27 protein-coding genes and 1 pseudogene are annotated in these 21449 nt (G+C 69.0%); 13 read left to right on the forward strand and 15 right to left on the reverse strand.

Annotation, left to right across the window (positions count from 1 at the left end):
• The first annotated feature begins 319 nt into the window (after positions 1-319).
• Positions 320-1233 (forward strand): annotated as a pseudogene (locus tag ACZ5ON_RS18790) (IS982 family transposase).
• A 5-nt stretch (positions 1234-1238) separates the two neighbouring features.
• Here ACZ5ON_RS18790 and ACZ5ON_RS18795 read toward each other — a convergent pair.
• Positions 1239-1679 carry a nuclear transport factor 2 family protein gene (locus ACZ5ON_RS18795; RefSeq protein WP_465593353.1) on the reverse strand — a complete coding sequence of 147 codons (441 nt, stop codon included), beginning with the start codon at positions 1677-1679 and terminating at the stop codon, positions 1239-1241.
• 121 nt (positions 1680-1800) lie between these two features.
• Between ACZ5ON_RS18795 and ACZ5ON_RS18800 the strand changes: the two genes are divergently transcribed.
• Positions 1801-2373: a TetR/AcrR family transcriptional regulator gene (locus ACZ5ON_RS18800; RefSeq protein WP_030557857.1), complete on the forward strand. Its 573-nt coding sequence runs from the start codon at positions 1801-1803 to the stop codon at positions 2371-2373.
• Positions 2374-2663: 290 nt separating this feature from the next.
• On the opposite strand, the gene ACZ5ON_RS18805 is transcribed toward ACZ5ON_RS18800, so the two are convergent.
• Positions 2664-3344 carry an alpha/beta hydrolase gene (locus ACZ5ON_RS18805; RefSeq protein WP_465593357.1) on the reverse strand — a complete coding sequence of 227 codons (681 nt, stop codon included), beginning with the start codon at positions 3342-3344 and terminating at the stop codon, positions 2664-2666.
• Between the two features lie 285 nt (positions 3345-3629).
• Between ACZ5ON_RS18805 and ACZ5ON_RS18810 the strand changes: the two genes are divergently transcribed.
• Entirely contained in the window at positions 3630-4022 is a 393-nt protein-coding gene (locus ACZ5ON_RS18810) for a MarR family winged helix-turn-helix transcriptional regulator (protein ID WP_465593360.1), read from the forward strand.
• Between the two features lie 65 nt (positions 4023-4087).
• Here the strand turns inward: ACZ5ON_RS18810 and ACZ5ON_RS18815 are convergent, their stop codons facing one another.
• Positions 4088-4834, reverse strand: coding sequence for a group II intron maturase-specific domain-containing protein (locus ACZ5ON_RS18815; protein ID WP_465593363.1), 747 nt, complete (start codon positions 4832-4834; stop codon positions 4088-4090).
• A gap of 52 nt (positions 4835-4886) precedes the next feature.
• On the reverse strand, positions 4887-5297 hold the full coding sequence (locus ACZ5ON_RS18820) for a reverse transcriptase/maturase family protein (RefSeq protein ID WP_465593373.1): 411 nt from the start codon (positions 5295-5297) through the stop codon (positions 4887-4889).
• A gap of 1000 nt (positions 5298-6297) precedes the next feature.
• Between ACZ5ON_RS18820 and ACZ5ON_RS18825 the strand changes: the two genes are divergently transcribed.
• The 3 genes from ACZ5ON_RS18825 to ACZ5ON_RS18835 are packed head-to-tail and all read left to right on the forward strand — an operon-like array spanning position 6298 to position 9151.
• On the forward strand, positions 6298-6798 hold the full coding sequence (locus tag ACZ5ON_RS18825; protein WP_465593376.1) for a site-specific integrase: 501 nt from the start codon (positions 6298-6300) through the stop codon (positions 6796-6798).
• Positions 6783-7322, forward strand: a complete 540-nt coding sequence (locus tag ACZ5ON_RS18830; protein ID WP_465593379.1) for a tyrosine-type recombinase/integrase — start codon at positions 6783-6785, stop codon at positions 7320-7322. The genes ACZ5ON_RS18825 and ACZ5ON_RS18830 overlap by 16 nt, the downstream gene beginning before the upstream one ends.
• Positions 7323-7354: 32 nt before the next feature.
• Positions 7355-9151: a tyrosine-type recombinase/integrase gene (locus ACZ5ON_RS18835; protein WP_465593382.1), complete on the forward strand. Its 1797-nt coding sequence runs from the start codon at positions 7355-7357 to the stop codon at positions 9149-9151.
• Positions 9152-9219: 68 nt separating this feature from the next.
• Here ACZ5ON_RS18835 and ACZ5ON_RS18840 read toward each other — a convergent pair whose 3' ends face one another.
• Both ACZ5ON_RS18840 and ACZ5ON_RS18845 read right to left on the reverse strand, forming a co-directional pair.
• Positions 9220-9978 (reverse strand): ABC transporter permease, encoded by a 759-nt coding sequence (locus ACZ5ON_RS18840; RefSeq protein ID WP_465593385.1) that lies wholly within the window; start codon positions 9976-9978, stop codon positions 9220-9222.
• Between the two features lie 49 nt (positions 9979-10027).
• On the reverse strand, positions 10028-10915 hold the full coding sequence (locus tag ACZ5ON_RS18845; protein WP_465593388.1) for an ATP-binding cassette domain-containing protein: 888 nt from the start codon (positions 10913-10915) through the stop codon (positions 10028-10030).
• Between the two features lie 148 nt (positions 10916-11063).
• Here ACZ5ON_RS18845 and ACZ5ON_RS18850 point away from each other — a divergent pair, with 148 nt between their 5' ends.
• The 5 genes from ACZ5ON_RS18850 to ACZ5ON_RS18870 all read left to right on the forward strand — a co-directional run bounded on the left by ACZ5ON_RS18850 (position 11064) and on the right by ACZ5ON_RS18870 (position 13764).
• Positions 11064-11732, forward strand: coding sequence for a GbsR/MarR family transcriptional regulator (locus tag ACZ5ON_RS18850; protein WP_465593391.1), 669 nt, complete (start codon positions 11064-11066; stop codon positions 11730-11732).
• A gap of 91 nt (positions 11733-11823) precedes the next feature.
• Complete coding sequence (locus ACZ5ON_RS18855; RefSeq protein WP_465593394.1) at positions 11824-12489, forward strand: Mu transposase domain-containing protein; 666 nt, start codon at positions 11824-11826, stop codon at positions 12487-12489.
• 52 nt (positions 12490-12541) lie between these two features.
• The gene (locus ACZ5ON_RS18860) at positions 12542-12901 is read left to right on the forward strand and encodes a hypothetical protein (protein WP_465593397.1); all 360 of its coding nucleotides are present in this window, start codon (positions 12542-12544) and stop codon (positions 12899-12901) included.
• Positions 12898-13140 carry an alpha/beta hydrolase fold domain-containing protein gene (locus ACZ5ON_RS18865; RefSeq protein WP_465593400.1) on the forward strand — a complete coding sequence of 81 codons (243 nt, stop codon included), beginning with the start codon at positions 12898-12900 and terminating at the stop codon, positions 13138-13140. The genes ACZ5ON_RS18860 and ACZ5ON_RS18865 overlap by 4 nt, the downstream gene beginning before the upstream one ends.
• 234 nt (positions 13141-13374) lie before the next feature.
• Positions 13375-13764 carry a cupin domain-containing protein gene (locus ACZ5ON_RS18870; protein WP_465593403.1) on the forward strand — a complete coding sequence of 130 codons (390 nt, stop codon included), beginning with the start codon at positions 13375-13377 and terminating at the stop codon, positions 13762-13764.
• A gap of 721 nt (positions 13765-14485) precedes the next feature.
• On the opposite strand, the gene ACZ5ON_RS18875 is transcribed toward ACZ5ON_RS18870, so the two are convergent.
• The 3 genes from ACZ5ON_RS18875 to ACZ5ON_RS18885 form a co-directional block, all read right to left on the reverse strand.
• Positions 14486-16165, reverse strand: coding sequence for an ISL3 family transposase (locus ACZ5ON_RS18875; RefSeq protein WP_465593406.1), 1680 nt, complete (start codon positions 16163-16165; stop codon positions 14486-14488).
• Positions 16166-16464: 299 nt separating this feature from the next.
• Positions 16465-16716 carry a type II toxin-antitoxin system RelE family toxin gene (locus ACZ5ON_RS18880; protein WP_465593409.1) on the reverse strand — a complete coding sequence of 84 codons (252 nt, stop codon included), beginning with the start codon at positions 16714-16716 and terminating at the stop codon, positions 16465-16467.
• Complete coding sequence (locus tag ACZ5ON_RS18885) at positions 16713-16970, reverse strand: type II toxin-antitoxin system Phd/YefM family antitoxin (RefSeq protein WP_465593412.1); 258 nt, start codon at positions 16968-16970, stop codon at positions 16713-16715. The genes ACZ5ON_RS18880 and ACZ5ON_RS18885 overlap by 4 nt, the downstream gene beginning before the upstream one ends.
• A 209-nt stretch (positions 16971-17179) precedes the next feature.
• Here ACZ5ON_RS18885 and ACZ5ON_RS18890 point away from each other — a divergent pair, with 209 nt between their 5' ends.
• Positions 17180-17416 (forward strand): hypothetical protein, encoded by a 237-nt coding sequence (locus ACZ5ON_RS18890; RefSeq protein WP_465593415.1) that lies wholly within the window; start codon positions 17180-17182, stop codon positions 17414-17416.
• An 86-nt stretch (positions 17417-17502) separates the two neighbouring features.
• Here the strand turns inward: ACZ5ON_RS18890 and ACZ5ON_RS18895 are convergent, their stop codons facing one another.
• The 6 genes from ACZ5ON_RS18895 to ACZ5ON_RS18920 all read right to left on the reverse strand — a co-directional run bounded on the left by ACZ5ON_RS18895 (position 17503) and on the right by ACZ5ON_RS18920 (position 20857).
• Positions 17503-17976, reverse strand: a complete 474-nt coding sequence (locus tag ACZ5ON_RS18895; RefSeq protein WP_465593418.1) for a protease inhibitor I42 family protein — start codon at positions 17974-17976, stop codon at positions 17503-17505.
• 177 nt (positions 17977-18153) lie between these two features.
• Complete coding sequence (locus ACZ5ON_RS18900; protein ID WP_465593421.1) at positions 18154-18615, reverse strand: hypothetical protein; 462 nt, start codon at positions 18613-18615, stop codon at positions 18154-18156.
• 418 nt (positions 18616-19033) lie between these two features.
• On the reverse strand, positions 19034-19378 hold the full coding sequence (locus tag ACZ5ON_RS18905; RefSeq protein ID WP_465593424.1) for a hypothetical protein: 345 nt from the start codon (positions 19376-19378) through the stop codon (positions 19034-19036).
• Positions 19379-19570: 192 nt separating this feature from the next.
• Positions 19571-20041, reverse strand: a complete 471-nt coding sequence (locus ACZ5ON_RS18910; RefSeq protein WP_465593426.1) for a hypothetical protein — start codon at positions 20039-20041, stop codon at positions 19571-19573.
• Positions 20034-20375: an STAS domain-containing protein gene (locus tag ACZ5ON_RS18915; RefSeq protein WP_465593429.1), complete on the reverse strand. Its 342-nt coding sequence runs from the start codon at positions 20373-20375 to the stop codon at positions 20034-20036. The genes ACZ5ON_RS18910 and ACZ5ON_RS18915 overlap by 8 nt, the downstream gene beginning before the upstream one ends.
• A complete protein-coding gene (locus tag ACZ5ON_RS18920) occupies positions 20366-20857 on the reverse strand; it encodes a J domain-containing protein (RefSeq protein WP_465593432.1) in 492 nt (163 codons plus the stop codon). The genes ACZ5ON_RS18915 and ACZ5ON_RS18920 overlap by 10 nt, the downstream gene beginning before the upstream one ends.
• Positions 20858-21020: 163 nt before the next feature.
• On the opposite strand from ACZ5ON_RS18920, the gene ACZ5ON_RS18925 reads away from it, so the two are divergent.
• Positions 21021-21443, forward strand: coding sequence for an Hsp20/alpha crystallin family protein (locus ACZ5ON_RS18925; RefSeq protein ID WP_465593468.1), 423 nt, complete (start codon positions 21021-21023; stop codon positions 21441-21443).
• Positions 21444-21449: the final 6 nt, after the last annotated feature.

The following is a 21449-nucleotide window of genomic DNA, read 5'->3' on the forward strand; positions in this document are numbered from 1 at the left end:
GGTACCTCGGACGCCTGTGCGGCCGGCTCCAGGCGTTCCCGAATCGGTGAGCGAGGCAATCACACGACAGAGCGGTCGAGGTGGACGTCGACGGCGCAGACACGGAAGACTGCAGCACCAAGAGCCTCCTGTTGCTCGGTTGGATTCGACACCCGCGAGCTGTGCGGGAGGCCCATTTTCATGCCCAGCTGACCAGAAGATCACCCGACCGAGTCGGCAGGCTCGAACTCACGATCACCAGGCTCGATAGAGCAACGGCTAGATGAACGATTCCAAGGGGTGGCTGCGGACGTGAGAGGAGGGAGGCCAAGGTCAGGATGTGACGCCAGACTTGGACTCCCTCGCGACCGCACTCTATGTGAAGACCGACGACCTGTTGAAGGAATCGCCGCAGCTCGCCCCGAGGCGTCCGGCGGTCGGAAAATCGCCGCGGCTCAGCGATGCCGAGCTAGTGACGCTGGCGATGATGCAGGCGTTGCGGGCTTCACCTCCGAGGCCAGGTGGCTGCGTCATGCGCACGCTCATCTGCGGCGTCTGTTCCCGTACCTGCCGAAACAGCCCGGCTACAACAAGCGCCTGCGCAAGGCAGCCGGACTCATCCGGCACACCAGCCGGGTGCTGGCCATGGACACCGCGCTGTGGACCGACGACGTGTGGGTTGTGGACTCCACACCGGTCGAGTGCGGCCGGTCCCGCGAGACCGTCAAGCGGTCCGACCTCGCGGGCTGGGCCCAGTACGGCTACTGCGCCAGCCATTCGCGCTACTTCTGGGGACTGCGGCTGCACCTGGTGTGCACCCTCGGCGGGCTGCCGATCGCCTACGCGCTCACCGGGGCGAAGGCCGACGAGCGCGAGACCCTGCTCGACATCCTCGCCACCGAGCCGACGCTCACAGCCGAACGGCCCGGGCAGACACTGATCGGCGACAAGAACTACTTCGGCCGCGACTTCGAGACTCAGCTGGCCGAGCTGGGCGTTGAACTACTGCGTCCGGCCCGCAAGGGTGAGGCTGAGCGGGCCGGGGCACGCCTGTTCAAGCCGCTGCGGCAGGTCATCGAGTCGATCAACGAGACGTTCAAGGGGCAGCTCGACCTGGAGCGCCACCGTGCCCGCACTCCTGGTGGGGTGATGGTCCGCGTGCTCCAGCGCATCCTCGCGATGACCGCCGCCATCTGGCACAACCACCACACCGGCCGACCCGTCCTGCGCTCGCTGACCGCCTACGATCACTGACTGCGTTACTTGCCGTCCAGCGCGGCCACCAGCTGCGGCAATGCGCCGGTGGCTGCGATGAGGGCCAGGTGGTCGTGGAAGTCCCTGCTGTGGACGATCAGGCCGTCGCGGACCTTCAGTACCTGGATGTTGGCGGACTGGAAGGTCTTCCCGGTCGGCCGGTGGTGCACCTGGTAGTCCCATTCGGCGACGATCACCTCCGGATCGTCGGTCTCCCGGATGACCACGTTCGCGGGCGTCAGCTCCACCGGACTGACTGCGGCGACCTGCGCGAACCGCTCCTCGAGTGCGGCCCGCCCCTCGGTGCGGCGCGGGCCGACCGGTTCGAAGACGGTCTCCACCACGGCGTCCGCGGCGTAGAGCCCGGCCAGTTTGGCGTATCTGCCTGCGGCGATGTTGTCGAGCAGCTTGGTGAAGACCTCACGTGGCGTCAGCGTTTCGGGCATGGTCAACCTCCGGCGGGATCCGTCGCTAGAATCGGACTAGCGAGTCCGCTTCGACGATACGGACTGGCTACTCCGCTTGTCTAGCGAGGCTGCGCGAACCGGTGCAGGAAGGTTGAAGGGGATGAGTGCTGCCGAGGGGCGCCCGCTGCGGGCGGACGCGGCCCGTAACCGGGCCAGGCTGCTGGACGTCGCCACGGAGGTGTTCACCACCCGGGGCGTCGGCGTGCCGACCGAGGAGATCGCCCGGACCGCCGGGGTCGGGGTCGGCACACTCTTCCGACATTTCCCGACCAAGGAAGCGCTGCTGGAAGCCGTGATGGTGCGCAGGCTTGAGGAGATCGCCGCCCAGACCGCACGTCTGGCCGCCGAGACGAAACCCTCCCAGGCCCTCTTCGCCTGCTTCCAGCTGATTGTCGAACAGTCCGCCGGCAAGAACGAGTTCGTCCAGGCACTCGCCACAGCAGGCGTAGACGCACATGCGGCCCTACAGGATTCCACCGAGATGATCCAGGGCCAGCTTGCCGCACTCCTGGGCCAGGCGCAGCGCTCCGGAGCCGTCCGCACGGACTTCGGCCTGCCGGAACTGCTCGCCCTGCTGGCCGGCACCAGCACGACGATGGAGCATCTCGAAGCAAACCCGGAGGCCCGGCAACGAATCTTCAATGTGGTCTTCGACGGACTCCGACCGCACTGACCAAGCACGTCGGCGTTCGCCGCACCCTTGCCGAAGGAGCCAGCCAGCTATGAGGGCACTGGACTCAGGTGACTGACCCCTTGGAATTGATCATCTAGTGACACAAGGCGGTCCGGGCCGCTGCGAACGGATGCGGTGCAGTCGTTTCAGCTGATCTGGTCCGCACTCGGCGGATTCACCGGCCACGGCCGCCAACTGACCCGCTGACCTGGTTGGATCGGGGACGGGCGGTCGCGATGAGGCGGTACTCGAAGCTGCGCGACCTGCTGTGCGGGCGGATAGTGACGAGCCTATGCGGCCGCTGCGGCGGGGGTGCGAACCTGCTGGGCAAGAAAGAGAGCTGCGCGGTCCAGCGCCTGGTCGGCCTCATCGAGAACGCCGGCGAAGGACTGGAACACGTGGGGCACGTCGGCGGTGATGTCGAGGATCACGTCCACTCCGGCCGCGCGGGCACGGGCGGCCATGCGGGTGGAGTCGTCCAGGAGCACTTCGTTGCTGCCCGCCTGAAGCAGCATCGGCGGGAAGCCGGTCAGGTCGGCGAGGACGGCCGGGCTGAGCATGGGCTGATGCGGGTCGGCTCCGGCGAGGTACATGGCTCCGGTGTGTTCCAGGCGCTCGCGGGTGAAGAACGGGTCGACGCCCGCCTTGGTGTCCAAGGTCTCACCCGACCGGGTGGCGTCCAGGCCGGGGGAGAACGCCACGATCGCAGCGGGCATCGGCAGCCCGGCATCGCGGGCGGCGAGGCAGGTGGTGACAGTGAGGCCGCCGCCCGCAGAGTCCCCGACGAATGCGATGGCCGAAGGGTCCTCACCGCTGTCGAGCAGGGCTCGGTAGGCGCTCAGGGCGTCTTCAATCGCGGCTGGGAAAGGGTGCTCGGGAGCGAGCCGGTAGTCCAGCGAGTACGACCTGAAGCCGGTCCTGACCACGAGCTGCCCGGTCAGCGACAGTGCGGTCTCGGGAGATCCGAACACCCAGCCGCCGCCGTGGAAGTACAGGATCGTCCCGCTGCGCGGGCCCTTGTCCGGCTCGACATGCAGTGCAGGTCGGCTGCCCAGCGTGGTCCGCGTGGTCCGCGTGGTGCGGATGGCGTCGCCGCACGATCATCTGAGCCATCAGCGCCTTGAATCCGGCGCGGATCACCTCGACCGACTGAGGCCTCAGGGCGGGGCTGCCGCAGCAGCGCGTCGATCCTGGCCCGCTGTTCCTTGCTCACGTGGGTGCTCCTGTCAAAAGTAACTTCCACTGCTCTATATGCCATGGCATCTAACTCGTCTGTCGATCTCTCGGACTTCTTCGCCGACCTCGTCCGCTGCGAGACACGTCTGTACAACGCCCTCAATGACCGTCTTCGCGAGCGGCACGGGATCGTCACCTCGCAGTTCGAGTTCCTGCGCCACCTCCGTGACCACCCCGGGGCTCGGGTGGCGGACCTGGCTGCGGAGTTCGCCATCGGTATCGGAGCCACCAGCAAGGGCGTCGACCGCCTGGAACGGCAGGGATGGGTCGCACGCCAGCCGAACCCGTCGGACCGCCGGTCGTCGCTGCTCGCCCTGACCGACGGCGGCCTGCAGTTGGTCGACGCCGCCGAAGCGACCTTCACCGAGCGGTTGACCGAGCTGATCACTGATGCATTCACGGCCTCTGGGTAGGTGCGGCGCATCGCTGCGCCGCACCCCCCTCAGAACCGTGCGTGCCGCTCGTCACGGCACACGGCTCAAGCAAGCCGCGAGGGCTTCGAGTTGTCGCCAGTGGCTGATTGGCCCCCGGCGGTCTGTCCTCGTCCGACATCCTCTGTTGCGTGGAGTCGGCGGTGACAATCGGCGTGTACGAGGCGGAGGTTGGTTCGTTCGTTGCCGCCACCGTCCCGGCGGAAGGTGAGGAAGTGGTGCTTGTGTAGCGTTCTCCTCACTGCGTCGAACCAGTCGATCCATTCACGGACGCTGTCTGGCTCGTATTCAGCCCCCGAGATCAGGGGCTGATCGCACAGAGGGCACAGGCCCTTCTGCTTCGCCGCCAGCGCCAGCTCGGTCTTGCTGAGCGGGGGCGGCGGTTTACGTCTCCGACGCTCGGCCCAATAGGCAGTCAGGGATGGGTCATCTGGAGATGCGGCATCCCTGACGGCCGCGTGGCGAACGATGCTGGTCCAGGAGAACCTCACCAGGTAGGCCCCGCTGTCGCGGTGTCCGAATACCCAGTTGTCCTGCCTGTCCCGGTTGAACCTTCCGAAGTACCGGGTCTTGATCCACGGGCCACCCTTGCGGTTATGTTGACGTGTCGCCCAGGACCACAGGCCCCAATGCAGGTGCCTGTCGGCTGAGGTGAACGTCTTCGAGGAGACCACGTGCCGGTAGTAGGCCGACCACCCGCGAGCGATCGGGCCCAGCCGTTTGATCACAGCAGCGGCATTGTGGCCATGAAGACCACGCAGCTCTTCGGTGAGCCTTCTCCGGATCCGCTTCACAGCATCCTTGCTCGGTTTGATCAGTAGCGCGCCGTTACGGTACCGCCGGATGTTACCCCAGGAAGTCGAACCCGACCGTAATGTGAACGATCTTCGTCTTTTCTTCATTGAGGGTCAGACCCCGAGGGGCCAGCCATTCGACGATCCGCTGGCGGGCCGCATGTGCTTCCTCTTCCGTCGCGCATAGCGCGACAAAATCATCAGCGTACCGAACCAGGACCGGAGATTCTGCTCGCGTTTTCAGCCGACCGGCCTGAGGGCCGGTCTTGTTGGGCGGCTTGTAGCGCACTCCGGCTGCTGTTTCCAATCCGTGCAGCGCAACATTCATCAGCAGAGCGCTGATCACACCACCTTGCGGAGTTCCCGCCCCGGTGGCCGTGTATCTACCACGGTCGACCACACCGGCCTTCAGCCATTGTCGGACCAGTTCCCTGGCGGGGAACGAGCCGATGAACTCCAGCAAGAATTCATGGTCGATGCGATCAAAGGCCGCCGACAGATCCGCGTCAAGAACCTAGACCCGTGTTGCCATCCTCCTGGACAAGGTCTGATAGATGGCTCCGATTGCATCATGTGCTGAGCGGCCCGGACGAAACCCGTAGGAGCGGGGTTCGAACCTGGCCTCCCACTCAGGCTCCAGGGCGTTCTTAACACGAGCCTGGAGCACCCGGTCACGAATAACCGGAATGCCGAGGGGGCGCTGTTTGCCGTTCGCCTTCGGGATGTACACCCGCTTGACCGGCCGAGCTCTCCAGGGAGTGACGTGTTGATCACGGTCCGGGTCAGGGAGACCGCTGGTGCACAGGTCGCGTGAGGTGTTGTTTGAGAGGATCCGGCGGGCCCATCGCGAGTAGGGGCTGTCGGGCCGGGGGCTGGCGGCTCGGTTCAAGGTGTCGCGGCGCACGGTGCGGCTGGCGCTCGAGTCACCGGTGCCGCCGAAGCGGAAGTCGCCTCCTCCGCGGCCGAGTGTGCTGGAGCCGGTCAAGGTCTTCATCGACGCGATGCTGCGCGAGGATCTGGACGCGCCGGCGAAGCAGCGGCACACGATCACACGGATCATCGAGCGTCTCGCGGCGGAGCACGATTTCGAGCTGGCCCGGCAGACCACGGTGTGGGAGTACGTGAAGAAGCGGCGCCCAGAGATCAAGGCGGAGGCGCTGGAGGGCCGACGGCATCTGGAGGGTGTGTGGTCCCGCAGGCGAAGCGGCCGGGAGAGGAGGCGGAGGTCGACTTCGCGGACTTCTGGCTGGACCTGGGCGGGCAGCGCCGCAAGTGCGTGCTGGTCACCTTGCGGCTGTCATACTCCGGCAAGGCCGTCCACCGGGCCTATGCGACCGCGTCGCAGGAGGCCTTCCTGGAGGGCCACGTGGAGGCCTTCACCGTGTTGGGCGGTTATGTGGGTGACAACTTTTCCGCGATCTCGTGTTTCCGGTCAGGATGGTCGCTCCCGTCGAGGAGCGCGGATGGCCTGGCAGCCGGAGTTGGTACGACGCGTCGATGCCGCGGGCAACCCCGCGGCGTCGCTCGGACATGCCCTGGTCGACGACTACCTGGAGTTCGTCGCGGCCCGCTGCCGGCCCAACACCCTGCTGGCCACCGCCTACGACTTGAAGGTCTTCTTCTCGGCGGTACCCAAAGAGCCAACCGACGTCGTCACGGCGGACATCTTCGCGTTCATCACCGCACAGAAGGCACCGCGCTGCGGGCCGAAGGTCATTCGGCTCGAGGACGGTGAGGCGGGGCTGTCGGCGCGGACCATCAAGCGCCGGCTCGCCAGTGTCTCGGGGCTGTTCGGCTACCTCATGACCCGCGACGACGTGGCCGTTCAACGCAATCCGGTGCCGGTGGGGCTGGCCAACCGCAGGCGGAGCGGTAATCGCGGGGGGCGCCGCTGTTGCGCACGCCGCGCACTCTGCCCCGCGTTCTCGGTCCGGGTGAGGTCGAGGTGGTGCTGGGTGCGCTGAACACCGCGCGGGACCGCGCCATGGTACTGGCGATGCTCCTCGGTGGCCTGCGCCGCTGCGAGGTGCTCGGGCTGCGGCTGGGCGACCTCTCGCCGGGTGAGCGCCGGGTCTTCATCAGCGAGGGCAAGGGCGGTCACCAGCGGCTGATAGCGATCTCCGCGCAGTTCTTCACCGCAGTCGGCGACTATCTGGACCGCGAACGTTCCCCGGTCGACCACGACCGGCTGTTCGTGGTGCTGCGCGGCCCCACCCGCGGCCGGCCGCTGTCCGCCGCCGGCCTGGACGAGATCCTCGAGGGCGTCCGGAGACGGACCGGACTGTCGCGGCTGACCTGCCACCAGCTTCGCCACACTTGCCTGACCCGGCTGCGAGAGGCGGGCATGGCCCTGGAAGCGGTGCAGGCCCAGGCCGGACACCGCTCCATCGAATCGACCCGGATCTATATCCACCTGGCCAACAGCTGGCTCGCCGATCAGTACCTGCAGGCCAGCGCCGCCATCGACGCAGAATGGGCGGGTGTCTGATGCGCCGGGCCCGCGCCGCGGCCCTGCCAATCGTGCGACCGGACCTCGTCGAGTACTACCTCGCCCACCGCGCCGCCCAGGGCATGAACACCGACCACAAGGTCCGCTGGGGCGCCCGCGCCCTGCTCGCCGCGGTCCCAGACCTCGCAGACTTCGCCGGCCTGCCGCTGGAACGCCAGCTCGCCTTCAACCACGAGACGCACCGCTTCATCAGCTGGCTCGCGGTGACCGGACACCTCCGGCCCGGCGCGGACTACCTGGTCGCCCGACGCCCGCGCCTGGGCATCGTGCTGGCCCGCACCGATCCCGAACTGCACCTGAACTTCATGGAGACCGCACGCTCACTCGGCTTCCGCGACACGGTCGCCATGACCCAGTTCAACCTGCTGGCCCACTTCGTCGCGCTGTTCGGCCGACAGCCGCACGAGCTGCGGCAAGCCGACTGGGACGAGGGACGCCAACTGCTGCTCGAAGCGGCCCGCCGCATACCCAGCCGCGGGGTGAAGGCCCTGTCGACAGCCCTGTTCAATCTCGAGGCGACATTGTTCCACTGCAGCCTGTCCGACCAGCTGCCACGAAGGCGCTCTCCGGACCGGGCCGACATACGGGCACAGGAGTGGGCCCGCGTCCCGGCCGCACTGGCGGCGAGCATGCAGCACTACCTGCAGCAGATCGGCGGCACGCTGCGGCCGGGCACCGTGAAGAACGCCGAGCTGACGCTGCGGGAGTTCGCCCTGCTGGTGGCCGACGAGGACGCGGCGGTGGGGTGCGTGGCCGACCTCAAACGGCGGCACGTCGAACGCTACCGGCAGTGGCTGCTGGAACGACCGGCTGCCCGCGGCGGACCGCTGCACCGGCATACCGTCCGCGACCGGCTGAGCAAGCTCCGCGGGTTCTTCCGCCGCCTGGACGAGTGGGACGCCGACGACCGGCCGGCCCGCCAGTTGGTGTTCGACAGCGACTTCCCGATCGCGGACGAGCCGCTGCCCCGCTTCCTCGACGACGCTGCGGCCGCGAAGCTGCTGGCCGCCGCCCGCCAGGACCCCGATCCGTTCGCCCGGCTGGCCATCGAGATCCTCGCCCGCACCGGGATGCGCCGCAGTGAGATGCTCGGCCTGACCACCGACGCGGTGGTCCAGATCGGGTCCGCCTACTGGCTGCGTGTCCCGGTCGGCAAGATGCACACCGACCGCTACGTCCCCCTGCACCCGCAGCTGAAGACGCTGCTGGACGACTGGCTGCTGCACCGGCCCGAGGGCCTGCGGTCGAACCTGCTGTTCACCGACCACGGCCGCCCGGTCAACGCCTCCCGCATCGAGGCAGCCGTCCGCATTGCTGCGGAACGGGCCGGCCTCGGCCGGGTCACGCCCCACCAGCTCAGACACACGCTGGCCACAAAGGCGATCAACCGCGGCATGTCCCTGGAGGCGATCGCCGCTCTCCTCGGCCACCGATCGTTGTCCATGACGCGTGTTTACGCGCGGATCGCCGACCGGACGGTGGCGGACGAGTATTTCGCCGTCTCGGAGAAGGTCGAGGCGCTCTACGACGCCCCGCGTCGGCTGCCGGCCGACGCGGAGGGAACGGAGATGGCCAAGCTTCGCCGCGAGATGCACCGCCGGATGCTCGGCAACGGCTACTGCGCGCGTCCCGTTGAGATGGACTGCCACTTCGAATCGATCTGCGAGTCCTGCACGTTCTTCGTCACCACCATCGAATTCCGCCCCACCCTCGAGCGCCAGCGGGACGATGCGGCAGCCAAGGGCCAGGTCGCCCGCGAGCAGATCTTCGATGGACTTCTCAGCCGACTGGACGGAGAAGCGTCCTGATCCCCTCTGCGGGCCCGAGGCGGACCGCGTCGGACGCCGCCTCACCCCCGCCTCACCGACGCGCAGTCTCAGCGGTTGTAGAGCTTGCGCGCCAACAGGTAGCCGGCGAGCGCGATCACCGCGCTCCACGCGACGGCCTTCGCGAGGTCGGTGCCGGCCGGCTGGGCGGCGAGCAGCTTGCGCAGGGTCTCGATGACCGGGGTGAACGGCTGGTGTTCGGCGAACCAGCGCAGCGGCGTCGGCATCGACGCGGTGGGCACCACGCCGCTGCCGAGGAACGGCAGGATCAGCAAGGGCATCGGCAGGTTGCTGGCGGTGGCGACGTTGCGGGCGATCAAGGCGAGCGCGACGGACAGCCAGGTGATGGCGAAGGTGAACATGGCCAGGATGCCGATGACACCGAGCCAGTCCGGGGCGGTGGCGGCGGGCCGGAAGCCGATCGCGAGGGCGGCGGCGGTGACCGCGGTGAGCGCGAGGAAGTTCTGCACCAGGGCGCCGAGCACGTGTCCGGTGAGGACGGAGACGCGCGCGATGGCCATGGTCTTGAACCGGGCGACGATCCCGCCGGTCATGTCCATCGCGACGGCGATGGCGGTGCCCTGGGCGGCGCCGGCGATGGTCGTGGCCATGATGCCGGGCGTGAGGTAGCCGGCGTAGGCGGCGCGGCCGCCGCCGATGCCGGCGCCCATGGTGCCGCCGAGGACGTAGACGAACAGCAGCAGGATGATCACCGGGACGGCCGTGTAGGTCAGCAGCGGCGTCGGGTAGCGGCGGACGTGTTTGAGCTGGCGGCGCAGCATGGTCGCGGAGTCGGCGACGGCTTTCATCAGGCAGGTTCCTTCACAGCGATGTCGTTGGTGGAGTTGGTGTCGTCGGTCAGAGCGAGGAGGGCTTGGTCAGGGCGAGGAAGACGTCGTCGAGGTCCGGGGTGTGCACCGTCAGCCCCGCCACCTCTGCGTCGATCGCGTCCAGCTGGCCCACAACGGCCCTCAGTGCCTCGGCCACGCCGCCGTCCGGGATCTGGACGGTGAGTTCGGCGTCGTCGGCGAAGCGCACGGCGATGTGGCCGCCGGGAATCAGGCGCTTGAGTTCGTCAGGCGTCCCCTCGGCGACGAGCCTTCCCTCACTGAGGAGGGCCACGCGGTCGGCGAGCTGGTCGGCCTCCTCCAGGTACTGGGTGGTCAGGAAGACGGTGACATCGTCGTTTTCGACCAAGTCCCGCACGGTGCGCCACAATTCGCGGCGGCTGCGCGGGTCCAAGCCGGTGGTCGGTTCGTCGAGGAAGATCAGCCGGGGCGCGCCGACCATCGTCATGGCGAGGTCCAGGCGGCGGCGCAAGCCTCCGGAGTAGGTGGCGACGGGTTTGCGGGCGACGGCCGCGAGGTCGAAGCGTTCGAGCAGCGCCTGCACGGTCCGGCGGCGCCGCGAGCGGCCGATGTGCAGCAGGTCGGCCATCAGGCGCAGGTTCTCCTGGCCGGTGAGCAGGTCGTCCACTGCGGAGAACTGGCCGGTGACGCCGATCGCGGCGCGCACCGCGTCGGGGTCCCGGGCCAGGTCGTGGCAGGCCACGCGGATCTCGCCGGCATCGGCCTTGATCAGGGTGGACAGGATCTGGACGATCGTGGTCTTGCCGGCGCCGTTGGGGCCGAGCAGGGCGAAGATCGTGCCCTGCGCGACAGTGAGGTCGACGCCGTCCAAGACGAGGTGGGCGCCGTAGGACTTGCGCAGTCCAGTGGCGGAGATGATGGCATCTGTGTTCAGCACGGGCTGAAAGCTACGTTGCGTTCAGAGAAAGTGTCTACGGAGAGATTCGCATAACCGCAGTTCAGTGGCCATATTTTGATGCAATGGCGATGCCGTCGAATGCACCATTGGCATTGCAACAGGTGTCGCCGAATGCAAGACTGCGGCCATGCCAGGAGGAAGACTGACCCAGCAGGACCGCCACCGCATCGCCGCCGGACTCGTCGAGGGGCTCTCCTACGCCGAGATCGCGCGGCGCCTCGGCCGGACCACGTCGACGGTCACTCGGGAGATCGGCCGCAACGGCGGTCCGGCCGGCTACCGCGCCGAACTCGCGCATCAGGCGACGGAGCGACGGGCACGCCGCCGCACGCCGAGCGCCGGGCACACGCCCGGCGCCGGGCACACGGACGCCCAGGACCAGGCGGTGGAGCTGGCGGTGGGCACTGGGCTGCCGAAGATGATGGCCAGGGTCCTGATCGCACTGTGGCTGAGTACGGACGGCAGGCTCACAGCCACCGAGTTGACCCGGGAGCTGGGAGTCAGCCCGGCATCGGTCTCGGCGGCGGTCGGGTATCTGATCCGCCAGGAGCTGATCCGGCGCGAGGCTCAGGGACGCCGGGACGTGTACGTGGTCGACAACGACGCCTGGTTCCAGTCGACGGTGACCGGCGCGGAGCATACGCTTCATGCGGCACAGGTCGCGGTCCAGTACGCGGAGCAGATCGGCCTCGACACGCCTGCCGGAGCGCGGTTGGCGAAGAGTGGGGCGTTCCTGGAGCGGATCAGCCTGGACGCGTTGGAGTCGGCGGCCCGGTGGCGCGACCTGCTGAGGTGACACGAGTCCCCTGCGTTTTCAGGCGCCCGACGGATTCTCAGTACAACCGGTGGCTTGACAGTGAGACCCGCATATTAGAGGGGTGCCGTCGGTGCACATCCGCTACGACAACTTGAAGCCGGCGGTCAAGCAGGTGCTGTTCGGGCGCTCGCGGCTGGAGTCGACCAGGTGGGCGTCGTTCAAGTCGTGGTACCAGTTTTCGGCCTTCTACTGCGCTCCGGGAGAGGCCGGGGCACATGAGAAGGGCGGGGTGGAGCATGAGGGCGGCCGGTTCCGCAGGAAGCACCTGGTCCCGCCGCCGGCGGTGGACTCGCTGGCGGAGCTGAACGAGGGCCTGGCCGCGATCGACGTGGCCGAGGACGCTCGGCACATCCATGGCCGCCCCACCTCGATCGGATTCGATTTCGAGCAGGAGCGTGACCGGCTTCGGCCGCTGCCCGCGGACGACTACGACTGCGGGGTGGACCTGATGCCCACCGTGGGCCGCAACAGCCGGATCACGGTGCGCCAGGGCTACTACTCGGTGCCAGCGAAGTTCATCGGGACCAAGGTGCGGGTCAAGCTGCGGGCGAACGAGCTGTGGGTGTTCGACGGGCGCCAGGTCGTCGCCCGCCACCCGCGCCTGACGCGCCGTTACACCTACCACGAACTTCCTGGACCACTACCTGGAGATCCTGCTGGTCAAGCCGGGCGCATTCGCCGGCGCCTCGGCGCTCGCGCAGGCGAGAGCGGAGGGCGGATTCACGAAGGTCCATGAGGCGTTCTGGGCCGCGGCCAAGCAGAGGGCCGGGGACCGCGAGGGCACGAGGATGCTGATCGAGGTCTTGCTGCTGCACCGCCAGCTGCCGGCCGAGGCGCTGGTGACGGCGATGGAGACCTGTCTGCGGATCGGATCGGTCTCCACCGACCTGGTCGCGATCGAGGCCCGCAAGGCGATGGAGGGCACTGACGGCGATGACGCCGAACTCCTCGCTGACACCGACGCACCGGCGCGCAGGGCCGAGGGCCGGGAGACAACAGAAGGCGCGAGGGTGATCTCCTTGCACGCGCGCCGCCTGCCACCCGACTCGCGCACCGGACTGCCCGACATGAGCAAGTACGACCGGCTCCTTGTGCCGGTCACCACCACCCGCGACAGCGGCGCGAACCGGAAGGGCCACGGGGCATGACCCGCACCATCGCCATCGCGGCCGCTGCCGCAAACCAGCCTGCGCTCGACGACCGTCAGCAGACGTGGTCCGCGCGGCACTTCACCGCAACTCCGTTCATGACGCGCGAGAAGGTCGCCGCATCGTGGCGGCACTACCTGGGCCCGAATCCGGACGCGGCATCCGTCTCGCCGTACGCCGCCCCAGCGCGGGCCACCGACCTGTCCGGCTTGCCGGCCGCCCACATCGCCACCGCGTAGTTCGACCCGAACCGCGACGAGGCCATCGACTACGCGCTGCGGCTGCTGCAGGCGGGCGTACCCGTCGACCTGCACCAGTGGGCCGGCGCCTTCCACGGGTCACAGGCGGCGGTATCCGCCGAGGTGTCCCGGCGGCAGATCGACGAGCTCGCCGCAGTCCTGGGCCGTGCCACGGCTTGAAGGCGACCGCCACGAACCAGGGACGAACATTCACCGAGAGAAGGAGACACCGACATGACCATCACCACGATCGATCTCTTCGAGTCCTTTCTGCACCTTCGCCCCGACGGCCAGGTGCGCGCCGAGCAGCCGACCTTCGACCCCGAGCGGGATGGCTGGCAGGTGATGGCGTTCCACGTCGCCACCGATGCCGACCTCCACGCCGACCACTGGGAAATCCATCCCCACGCGGACGAGGTGGTCTCCTGCCTCACCGGCCGGATACGCCTCTTCGTCCGGCCTCTGCAGGCAGGTGAGGAGCAGGAGGAGGTCGAACTGTCTGCCGGAAAGGCGGCCATCGTGCCGCGTGGACGCTGGCACCGCATCGAACTGGACGTTCCCGGCGACATCCTGAGCGTCACTCTGCCGCAAGGCAGCCGCCTGGAGAAGCGAACCCACGCCTAACGCCACGTCAGACAACATTCGCCCCATCCCTGCTTCGCCAGGTGGTGGGGCCGTTGGCCGTCATGGTCGGGATCTATCCTGCGTTCACGAATAGATCACGATGCGCAGTTGGAGTAGCTGGGCCCCAGGACCGCGCGTCTTGTCAGGGAGGCGGCCCCCGGAGCCCACAGCCATAACATAGCGGCGACCCGCGGTGACGCTCCCGGGACACTCCGTCCCGACCCACTAGGTCACCCGATAAGTGGCTCCCGATCCCGCCGGAAAACCCTGAGCCAGTGTCGAGTACACGAGCGTCACGAACGGCCTGTCTGTGCTTGATGGCCGAGACCTGCTCGGATGGCTGCGTCGGGCAAGCTCGGTGGGACAGAATGCTGGGCATGACGACTTGAAGAGCACCGGCCGGGCGGCAGCACTGGCTCAAGGTCGGGAGCGGCTGGTCCGTTCCGGACGGTGACCGCCGGATCTGCGCGGCGTGTGGGACGCCCGTCCGCTCGTACCAGTACCGCTTCTATCCGCCTGAGTCCCCCATGTTCGAGCGGTGCATCGGGTTCGCCTGGTGCTCAACTTGCAGGATCTACTCCGGGAACATGGTCCAGGTCCCGCGGAAGCGGGTTCTAGTCGATGCCCTCGCTTCCCTTCCTTCTGAACAACGGGAGCGACTCCTACGTTCGGAGACGCGACTGATCGAGTTCCTGGACCGCCAGGCCCGAGCCGGCCGAAGTTAGGCTCGTCGGCTGGCGGCGATCAGGAGGAGCCGCTTGCGCAGCAGCGGGGGCTTCGCTCTGCCGAATACGCCGCGCTTGAGCGCCTTGAGGTCGTTGACTCGGCCCTCGACCGGGCCGGACGACCAATTGGTGCTCATGCCGTAGACGACGGCGTCGAGGTCGGGGATCAGTCCGGCGGCGAAGCCGACCAGGCCGCTTTGCTCGTCCGCGCAGACGTCGGCGATCCAGCGGGTCAGCTGGTCTCCTTCGCGGTTGGTCATGATGGTCGCGAAGGTCCGGACGTGGCCGGCGGCGGCCGCGAGCTCAGGGGAGCGCGCGAGCAGTGCTTTGAGCTGCTGCTGGTCGTCCTCGCGCAGGTGGTCGGGGTGGCCCATGATCCAGCGGGTGGCCTGGCGGGGCGAGGGGGGACGGGCCATCGGTGGCGTGCTCCCCGCGACCCGGCGCTCGGGGCGCAGTGGGTGGACGTAGTCGCGCAGGGTGCTGTAGCTGCAGCGTGCGCCGCGTTCGTGCAGCTCACCGTGGAGTCGGGCCAGGTTTGTGCAGCCTTCGGCGATCCGCTGCTCGATGTAGGGCCTGAACGGGTCGAGCTTGCTGGTCCGGTTCTGCCACTGTCCGTGCAGCATCGCCTCGGGGCTGGCGGCGCGCGCGTACTTGCGGACCGTGTTGCGTCCGAGGCCGAGGCGTCGGGCGATCTCGCGCAGGCTGACGCCCTGCTTTACCTGGGCGCGGACGGCGGCGTGGGTGTCGCGGAGCCGGTCGAGGAACTTCCCCTGCGGGTAGGGCTCGGGGGTGTCCTCGGCGGCCTCGACGACCTCAGTCGGCGCGAGTTCGGGAGCCTGTGGGTCGGGCGGCTCGAGGGTAGGTGCCGGTGCGGGTTCGACGAGGTCGCGCAGCAGGGTGCGGTGGCGGGAGACGAGGCGTTCGACGGCTTCGCCGAGGTTGTGCCAGACGTGCCATTTGTCCGCGCAGTGCTGGGCGTTGGGTGCTCCGGTGCGGGCGCCGTCCGCGAAGACCTGTGCGCGGTCGCGGCAGACGATCTCGACGCCGGGGTGCTCGCGCAGCCAGGCGGCGACGCTGTCCGCGTCGCGGTCCGGGAGCAGGTCAAGGGGCTGGTGGGTCTCGCAGTCGATCAAGATGGTGCCGTAGCGGCGGCCCTTCCTGGTTGCGAACTCGTCGATGCCGAGCACGCGCGGGGTCGCCCAGGCCGGGTCCGGCAGCGCCATGACCAGGCGTAAGACGGTCATCCGGCTGATCATGATGCCGAGCAGCAGTGCGAGGCGGGCCACGGCACGAGCGGCCAGGACGACGCCGAGGGCGCCGAGCATCCGCTGAAGGGTCGGCGTCCGTCGGCCGTAGCGACAGGTCAGCCCCTCGATCTGCTCGGCGAAGGTGACCCTCGGGCAGTCCCCGTTGTCGCAGAACAACCGGCGCACCGACAGCTCGATCACGACGCCCCGCCCGCCGCACGGCGCGTCGGCCAGGCGCCGTCCGTACCTGCTGTGCACTCGACCTGACGCAGTCCGGCAGCCCGGACACGGCACCGGCACGTCCTCCAGTGTCGACGCCTCGATCACCACACGCCCGTCCCGCACATCCAGGCACTCGACCCGCACTCCTGCGAGATGCGGAAGCAGAAGAACGATCTCCTCACACGCGGCCAGCATCCACCTGAACATGACGGAGCGTCACCCGGCGCACAGAAGCAAGATCGACTTCACGAAATCCGTGCCTGAACCCGTATAACCCGACTAAATCAGGAGTCTCGATCGGGTGAGTGCGGCGGCCGCCGCGCATCCCCGCGGCACCGCTGCGGTCGGGTGTCGGCGGCCGCCCGCGTCGGCGTCGCGCGAGCGGTGGCCGGGGCGCCCGGCGCAGGGGCGGCGGTATGGCCGCGCCGTGGTCGGCGACCACCCGTACACCGGAGCGCCGACGGCCGGCCCCCAAGGGGTCGGCCGTCGCTGTGCCGGGGCGGGTGTCAGCCGGTCCGGCCGAGGTGGATCACGATGATGGTGACCGTGGCGTCGGTGATCTCGTACATGACCCGGTAGCGGCCGACGTACATCCGGCGCAGGTCCGCAGAGCCGTACTCCGCGGTGCCCGCTGGCTGCGGGTATTCGGCGAGCAGGTCGACGGCGTCCATGACCTGCCGCAAGCCGTCGGCGTCGTCCTTGAGGAACCGGACGGCGGCGTTGATGGCCGACTCGTCCCAGATGATCGTGTAGCTCAAGCGGCCGGCCCCAGGCCGAGCTGGGCGCGGACCTGCTCATGCGGCACGCCCGTCGTCTCGCCGGCGGCCTGCCTCGCCCGGTACTGCGCCAGGGCGAGGGCGTCCTCGAGGTCGGCCAGCTCCTGCGGGTTGATGAGGACCGCGGCTGGCTGACCGTGGTCGGTGATGGTAATGCGCTCACGGGCGTGGGAGGCGCGACGGACCAGCGAGCCGAACCTGGCCCGCGCCTCCGTGATCGGCAGAGTGTCACTCATGTACTGAACTGTACACTTCGCGCGTCTTCCAATCCTTCAACCAGACGGAGGCAGCAGCCGGCAGTCACGGCGGTGGCGGCCGCGTGCGCGTCCAGGCCGCCCTCCCGATCGGCGCGGCGTGTCGCCGACCGCCCCATCCGATGGGCTGGCTCCACGATGATGGGGACCCGCCCGGAAGAAACGGGCCTACACAGCGCGGGGAGTCGCAGGTGGCAACGCAGGCCGAGACCGGCACGCAGCAGGAACGCGTCGTCGGACGAGTGTCCACGGTGCGCCTGGACCCCTACGGCCGCCCCACAGCCGGCACGGTCCGGCTGTCCTGCTCCGGCGCGGCCTGCGCCGATCAGCGCTTCCCGAGCGCCGCCGAGGGTCGCAGGGCGGCGGTGGACCACGTCAAGCTGCACGTGGCCCTGGCCCGGTGTGACGTTGGCGCCGGCTGTGTCTGATTCCTTGGCCAGGGTGAACACCTGGTAGCGCAGTTCTCGGTCCGGAAGCTGGTCTGTCGTGCGTCCAAGGCCGCTCAGGATTCGGCTCAGCGGACGTCGATGGTGAACTGGCGCTTGGTCTGGTCCGGCCCGCCGGAGAACGTCATCCCTTCGCGGTCGCGGAACCCGACGTGCACGGTGACGGTTGTGCGGCCGGGGTTCTGGGCGCGGAAGGTGAAGTAGTAGTGGCCGCCCGTACCGAGCGCTCCGGTTCCACCGAAGCCGAGCACGTCCTTGATGCCGAAGTTGTCGACGTACTCGTCGCCGGTGGCCTGCACGATGGCCGGGTCGGGGGCAGGGGTGGCCATGGTCCAGATGTCGCCCGCCTCCTGGTGGGCGAACACCTCGATCGAGAAGCGCTCGCCGGGTTTGACGGTGAGTGGTCCCGAGGTCTGGGTGAACATCGTGCCGTGGTCGAGTTTGCCGGTGGTCATCTTGTGGACGGCCACCTCACCCAGGGTGGCCGCGACAGCCGGCACGACGGCCACCGTCAGCAGGACTCGGCGCCACTGCCGCTTCATGGGTTCCCTCTCGGTGAGTGACGGGCCAGGGAGTCCATCGGCTCCTGGTGGGCCGTCTGTTGCTCGCGCTCGCGGACAGCCTGGCGCTGGTCGTAGGCGGCGCGGGTGTTCGGGTTGTCCGGTGCGTCGGTGAGGGGGTGCCGGCCGGGGCGGCCGAAGCGCCGCCAGACGGGCTGGTCACCGTCCCAGGTGGTCGGCCAGGACCTCGATGGTGCGGCGCCGGGTGGTGTACATCGAGACCGCCGAGCCATCGGCGAAGTGCAGCCGGAACCGGGCCATCGCCTGCCACCTCGGGCGCCGCTCGATCCGGGCGACGAGGTGCCGGGGCGCGTGCCACAGCAACTGGCCGGCCTTGCGGATGTCCAGCGCAGTAACGAAGGCGGTCCGGCGGTCGGTGACCACCAGCAGCCTGGACATCGCGCCGCCCGTCGTGGTGGGAAAGCCGTCCGCGAGGCTGCCGGAGCCTCCCGATACCCCGCCCAGCTGCCCCAGCGCGTTGCCGACCCGTGCGCCCACGCCGTGCCCAACGCCCTTGGCGCCCGCCACGGGTACCACCGTCGCCACGTCGAGCAACTGCTCGCCGGGCTCCAGCAGCGGTTCTACGGCCAGGCGGTAACGGTTCATCAGTGTCTCTGTCACCGCGGCAGAGTAGCGGGCGGCGATCACCCCACGTTCAGGCGGGTCCGCCGGATGCGGCGGCTCCACGTGTACCGGCACCGGTTGGCTGCGTAGGTGAAAACGGAGAGCACTTGTCGGCGGGTTCGGAGAGCGGTCGTCGGCTGTCGGCGCCCGAATGAGTTGAGGCGGGAAGAGCGGCGGGCGCCGACCAGCAGGTCGCGAAGGCCGCGCTCGGCACCCTCGCCCGTAGCGGCTGGCTCACCGGCTCACCCGTCCGGTACATGCTGCGCCCCGGCACCCGCTACCAGCCCCAGGAGCAGTACGACCAGACGCACCTGGCCGACCGTCCGCACGCCAGCCCGGCCCGCGCCCTGACGCGCTGTACCGCCGACCCGGTGGCGCGCCACCGCGGGACGTTCGACGCGCCGGGCGGGAGGTTCTACTGCGGCAGTGTGCGGCCGATGCTTTCCTTCCACAGGCTGCGGGCCCGGTCCAGGTGTAGCAGCGCGATGTACCACCACAGCTCGTCGCCCCCGGCCGGGTCGCCCGCGGTGGTGCGGCGCGCGGCGCTCTGGGCCTCCTGCAGCGCACTGCTGACGTGCCACCACGCCGGGGCCGTGCTGTCCAAGGAGGCGATGCGGCGCCGGACGCTCTCGCTGACCGTCTCCCACAGCGCTTGCAGGGTGTAGCGCAGAGAGCGCTCGTCGGGCGCCTCGGCCTCCGCTGGCGGGATAGTGGGATCGAGGACGACGCGCCCCCAGGTGTTGATGCACTGCGCGACCAACGCGAGCGTGACGTGCAGTAGCGGAACGCTCCTGGGGGCAGCGACCGTGCCGAGGACGGCCGGCGCGTTCGGGGAGGGCTCGAGGAACCCGGCCCCGCCGGCGGCGTTCGCGTCGCGGACCAGGGAGGCCGCTCGCGCGGCGTTGCCGTGTCAGCGCGACGACCTCGGATGGTTCAACCCGGCCGACCGCTGCTACTGGAAGGCGGAGCAGCCCCAGCCGCCGGCTGGCGATCCGTCCTGGCAGGCTCTGGAGGAGTGGGTACGGCGCCTGAGCGACATCCATACCGCCGGTGTGTCGCTGGAGCAGGTCGGTCGCCATCCCGAGGCCAGCCGCGCGGTGAGGCGGGTCAGCTGCGGGATCAGCGCCTTCGGAGCGCTGCGCAGGCTGAGCAGGCCGACGTCGCCTTCGAACTGGGATGCGCGATTGCGGCGATCGAACGCGCCGACACCCACCTGCGCCGGGCGCAGCACCTCGCCGCAGAGCTGGTCTACACCGGGCCGGTCCCGGGCGTCTGAACGCCGGCCCGGGAGGATGGTCTCGGGAGCGGCGGCCCGCTCTTGCGCCGTCCCCCGCTCTTGCACCGTCGGCGCTTTGGACCGCGTGTGCGGGTCGTGGCAGCGCAGCGGTACGCGGGCCGTACAGGCCTGCCCGGGTTCAGGCACGACGGTGAGGCTCAACCAGGTCGGTGAGGCCGAGAAGGTCGAACACTCGGGCGACGATCGGTGCCGTCACGTCCGTGACTCTCAGGACGACACCTTCCTCCTGCGCCTGGCGATGGAGCCGCTCCAGGACGTCTGCGCCCGAGCAGTCGCAGAATCGCACCTGTGCGAAGTCGAGGTCGACGCGCCTGCGCCTGGGCCGGCGCGCTAGGCACTCCTTGACGCGGAGGTCGAGCTCGGGCGCGGTGGCGAGGTCGATCTCGCCCGTGACCGCGACGGTGGCCTGGCCGTCCCACCAGGCGACGGCGGTGCGGAAGTCGTTGCCGTTCACAGCCATGGGTCCACCTCCCATAGCCGGTGCAGTATCCACTCCCAGAGGTCGCGGGGGTCATCGCGTGACCGCGCCGGTGCGTCCGCCGGTGCGATCCGCACCGGGCCCGCCCGAACGAGCGGTTCGGCCCCCTGGCGCATCGCTGCTCCGGGGGGAGTGGGCTCGGGGCGCCCGGCGTCCCGGATGACCCGGACGGATACCTGTCGGTGCGCGGCCGGGGGCCGGCCCGAGGCGCGGGCGGTATCCGGTTGAGGCCGGGCGCTCTCGCGTTCGGCGTCGTAGGCGGCTCGCAGCTGGGGATCGTGCAGGACCTCGTAGGCGGCGACCACCGCGCCGAGTCGCTCCGCCGATCCCGGCTCGACGGGGCGGCTGTCGGGGTGCAGCAGCCGGACCAGGGTGCGGTAGGCCGAGGTGACCTGTCGCGCGGACGCCGTGGGCTCCACTCCCAGCACCGCGTAGTGATCGCGTCGGTCTCGCGATCGGGTCATGGCGGACCACCTCCCGGGTGACCCCGGCAAACCTCCTCATAGATCTGGATAGAACCTTGGCCAGCGCTTGTCAAGATGCCCGAAATGGAGATATATGGACTGATGGGTAGACTCCCGCGAGAGCCTCATCGCTGTCACCGACCCACGAGGAGAGTGATCCGTGATGTTGATGCGAACCGATCCGTTCCGCGAGCTCGACCGGCTCACCCAGCAGCTGCTGGGCACCACGGCCCGGCCGGCGGCGATGCCGATGGACGCCTATGAGAGCGACGGATCCTTCCTGATCCGCCTCGACCTGCCCGGCATCGCGCCCGAGAGCATCGACCTGAACGTCGAGCAGAACGTCCTGACGGTCAAGGCCGAGCGGTCGGCACCGGAGATCGAGGACCGCGAGATGGTCGTCGCCGAACGGCCCTACGGCGTCTTCAGTCGCCAGGTGTTCCTCGGCGATACTCTCGCGGCCGATAAGATCGAGGCCGACTACGACGCTGGCGTGCTCACGATCCGCATCCCGATAGCCGAACAGGCCAAGCCGCGCAAGATCGAGATCACGAGCAGCGGCGAGAAGAAGCAGATCACCGGCTGAGCAGTG

The sequence above is a fragment of the Kitasatospora sp. NPDC032150 genome (genome assembly GCF_055579945.1).

What these genes read in the sequence shown, in the direction of transcription:
- ACZ5ON_RS18795 (WP_465593353.1), bottom strand. Translation starts at nt 1,679, where the DNA reads ATGCCCGAAACGCTGACGCCACGTGAGGTCTTCACCAAGCTGCTCGAC.
- ACZ5ON_RS18885 (WP_465593412.1), bottom strand. Translation starts at nt 16,970, where the DNA reads ATGAGTGACACTCTGCCGATCACGGAGGCGCGGGCCAGGTTCGGCTCG.
- ACZ5ON_RS18915 (WP_465593429.1), bottom strand. Translation starts at nt 20,375, where the DNA reads ATGGCTGTGAACGGCAACGACTTCCGCACCGCCGTCGCCTGGTGGGAC.
- ACZ5ON_RS18800 (WP_030557857.1), top strand. Translation starts at nt 1,801, where the DNA reads ATGAGTGCTGCCGAGGGGCGCCCGCTGCGGGCGGACGCGGCCCGTAAC.
- ACZ5ON_RS18860 (WP_465593397.1), top strand. Translation starts at nt 12,542, where the DNA reads ATGCTGATCGAGGTCTTGCTGCTGCACCGCCAGCTGCCGGCCGAGGCG.
- ACZ5ON_RS18875 (WP_465593406.1), bottom strand. Translation starts at nt 16,165, where the DNA reads ATGTTCAGGTGGATGCTGGCCGCGTGTGAGGAGATCGTTCTTCTGCTT.
- ACZ5ON_RS18850 (WP_465593391.1), top strand. Translation starts at nt 11,064, where the DNA reads ATGCCAGGAGGAAGACTGACCCAGCAGGACCGCCACCGCATCGCCGCC.
- ACZ5ON_RS18840 (WP_465593385.1), bottom strand. Translation starts at nt 9,978, where the DNA reads ATGAAAGCCGTCGCCGACTCCGCGACCATGCTGCGCCGCCAGCTCAAA.
- ACZ5ON_RS18920 (WP_465593432.1), bottom strand. Translation starts at nt 20,857, where the DNA reads ATGACCCGATCGCGAGACCGACGCGATCACTACGCGGTGCTGGGAGTG.
- ACZ5ON_RS18870 (WP_465593403.1), top strand. Translation starts at nt 13,375, where the DNA reads ATGACCATCACCACGATCGATCTCTTCGAGTCCTTTCTGCACCTTCGC.
- ACZ5ON_RS18825 (WP_465593376.1), top strand. Translation starts at nt 6,298, where the DNA reads ATGGCCTGGCAGCCGGAGTTGGTACGACGCGTCGATGCCGCGGGCAAC.
- ACZ5ON_RS18865 (WP_465593400.1), top strand. Translation starts at nt 12,898, where the DNA reads ATGACCCGCACCATCGCCATCGCGGCCGCTGCCGCAAACCAGCCTGCG.
- ACZ5ON_RS18810 (WP_465593360.1), top strand. Translation starts at nt 3,630, where the DNA reads ATGGCATCTAACTCGTCTGTCGATCTCTCGGACTTCTTCGCCGACCTC.
- ACZ5ON_RS18925 (WP_465593468.1), top strand. Translation starts at nt 21,021, where the DNA reads ATGTTGATGCGAACCGATCCGTTCCGCGAGCTCGACCGGCTCACCCAG.
- ACZ5ON_RS18895 (WP_465593418.1), bottom strand. Translation starts at nt 17,976, where the DNA reads ATGAAGCGGCAGTGGCGCCGAGTCCTGCTGACGGTGGCCGTCGTGCCG.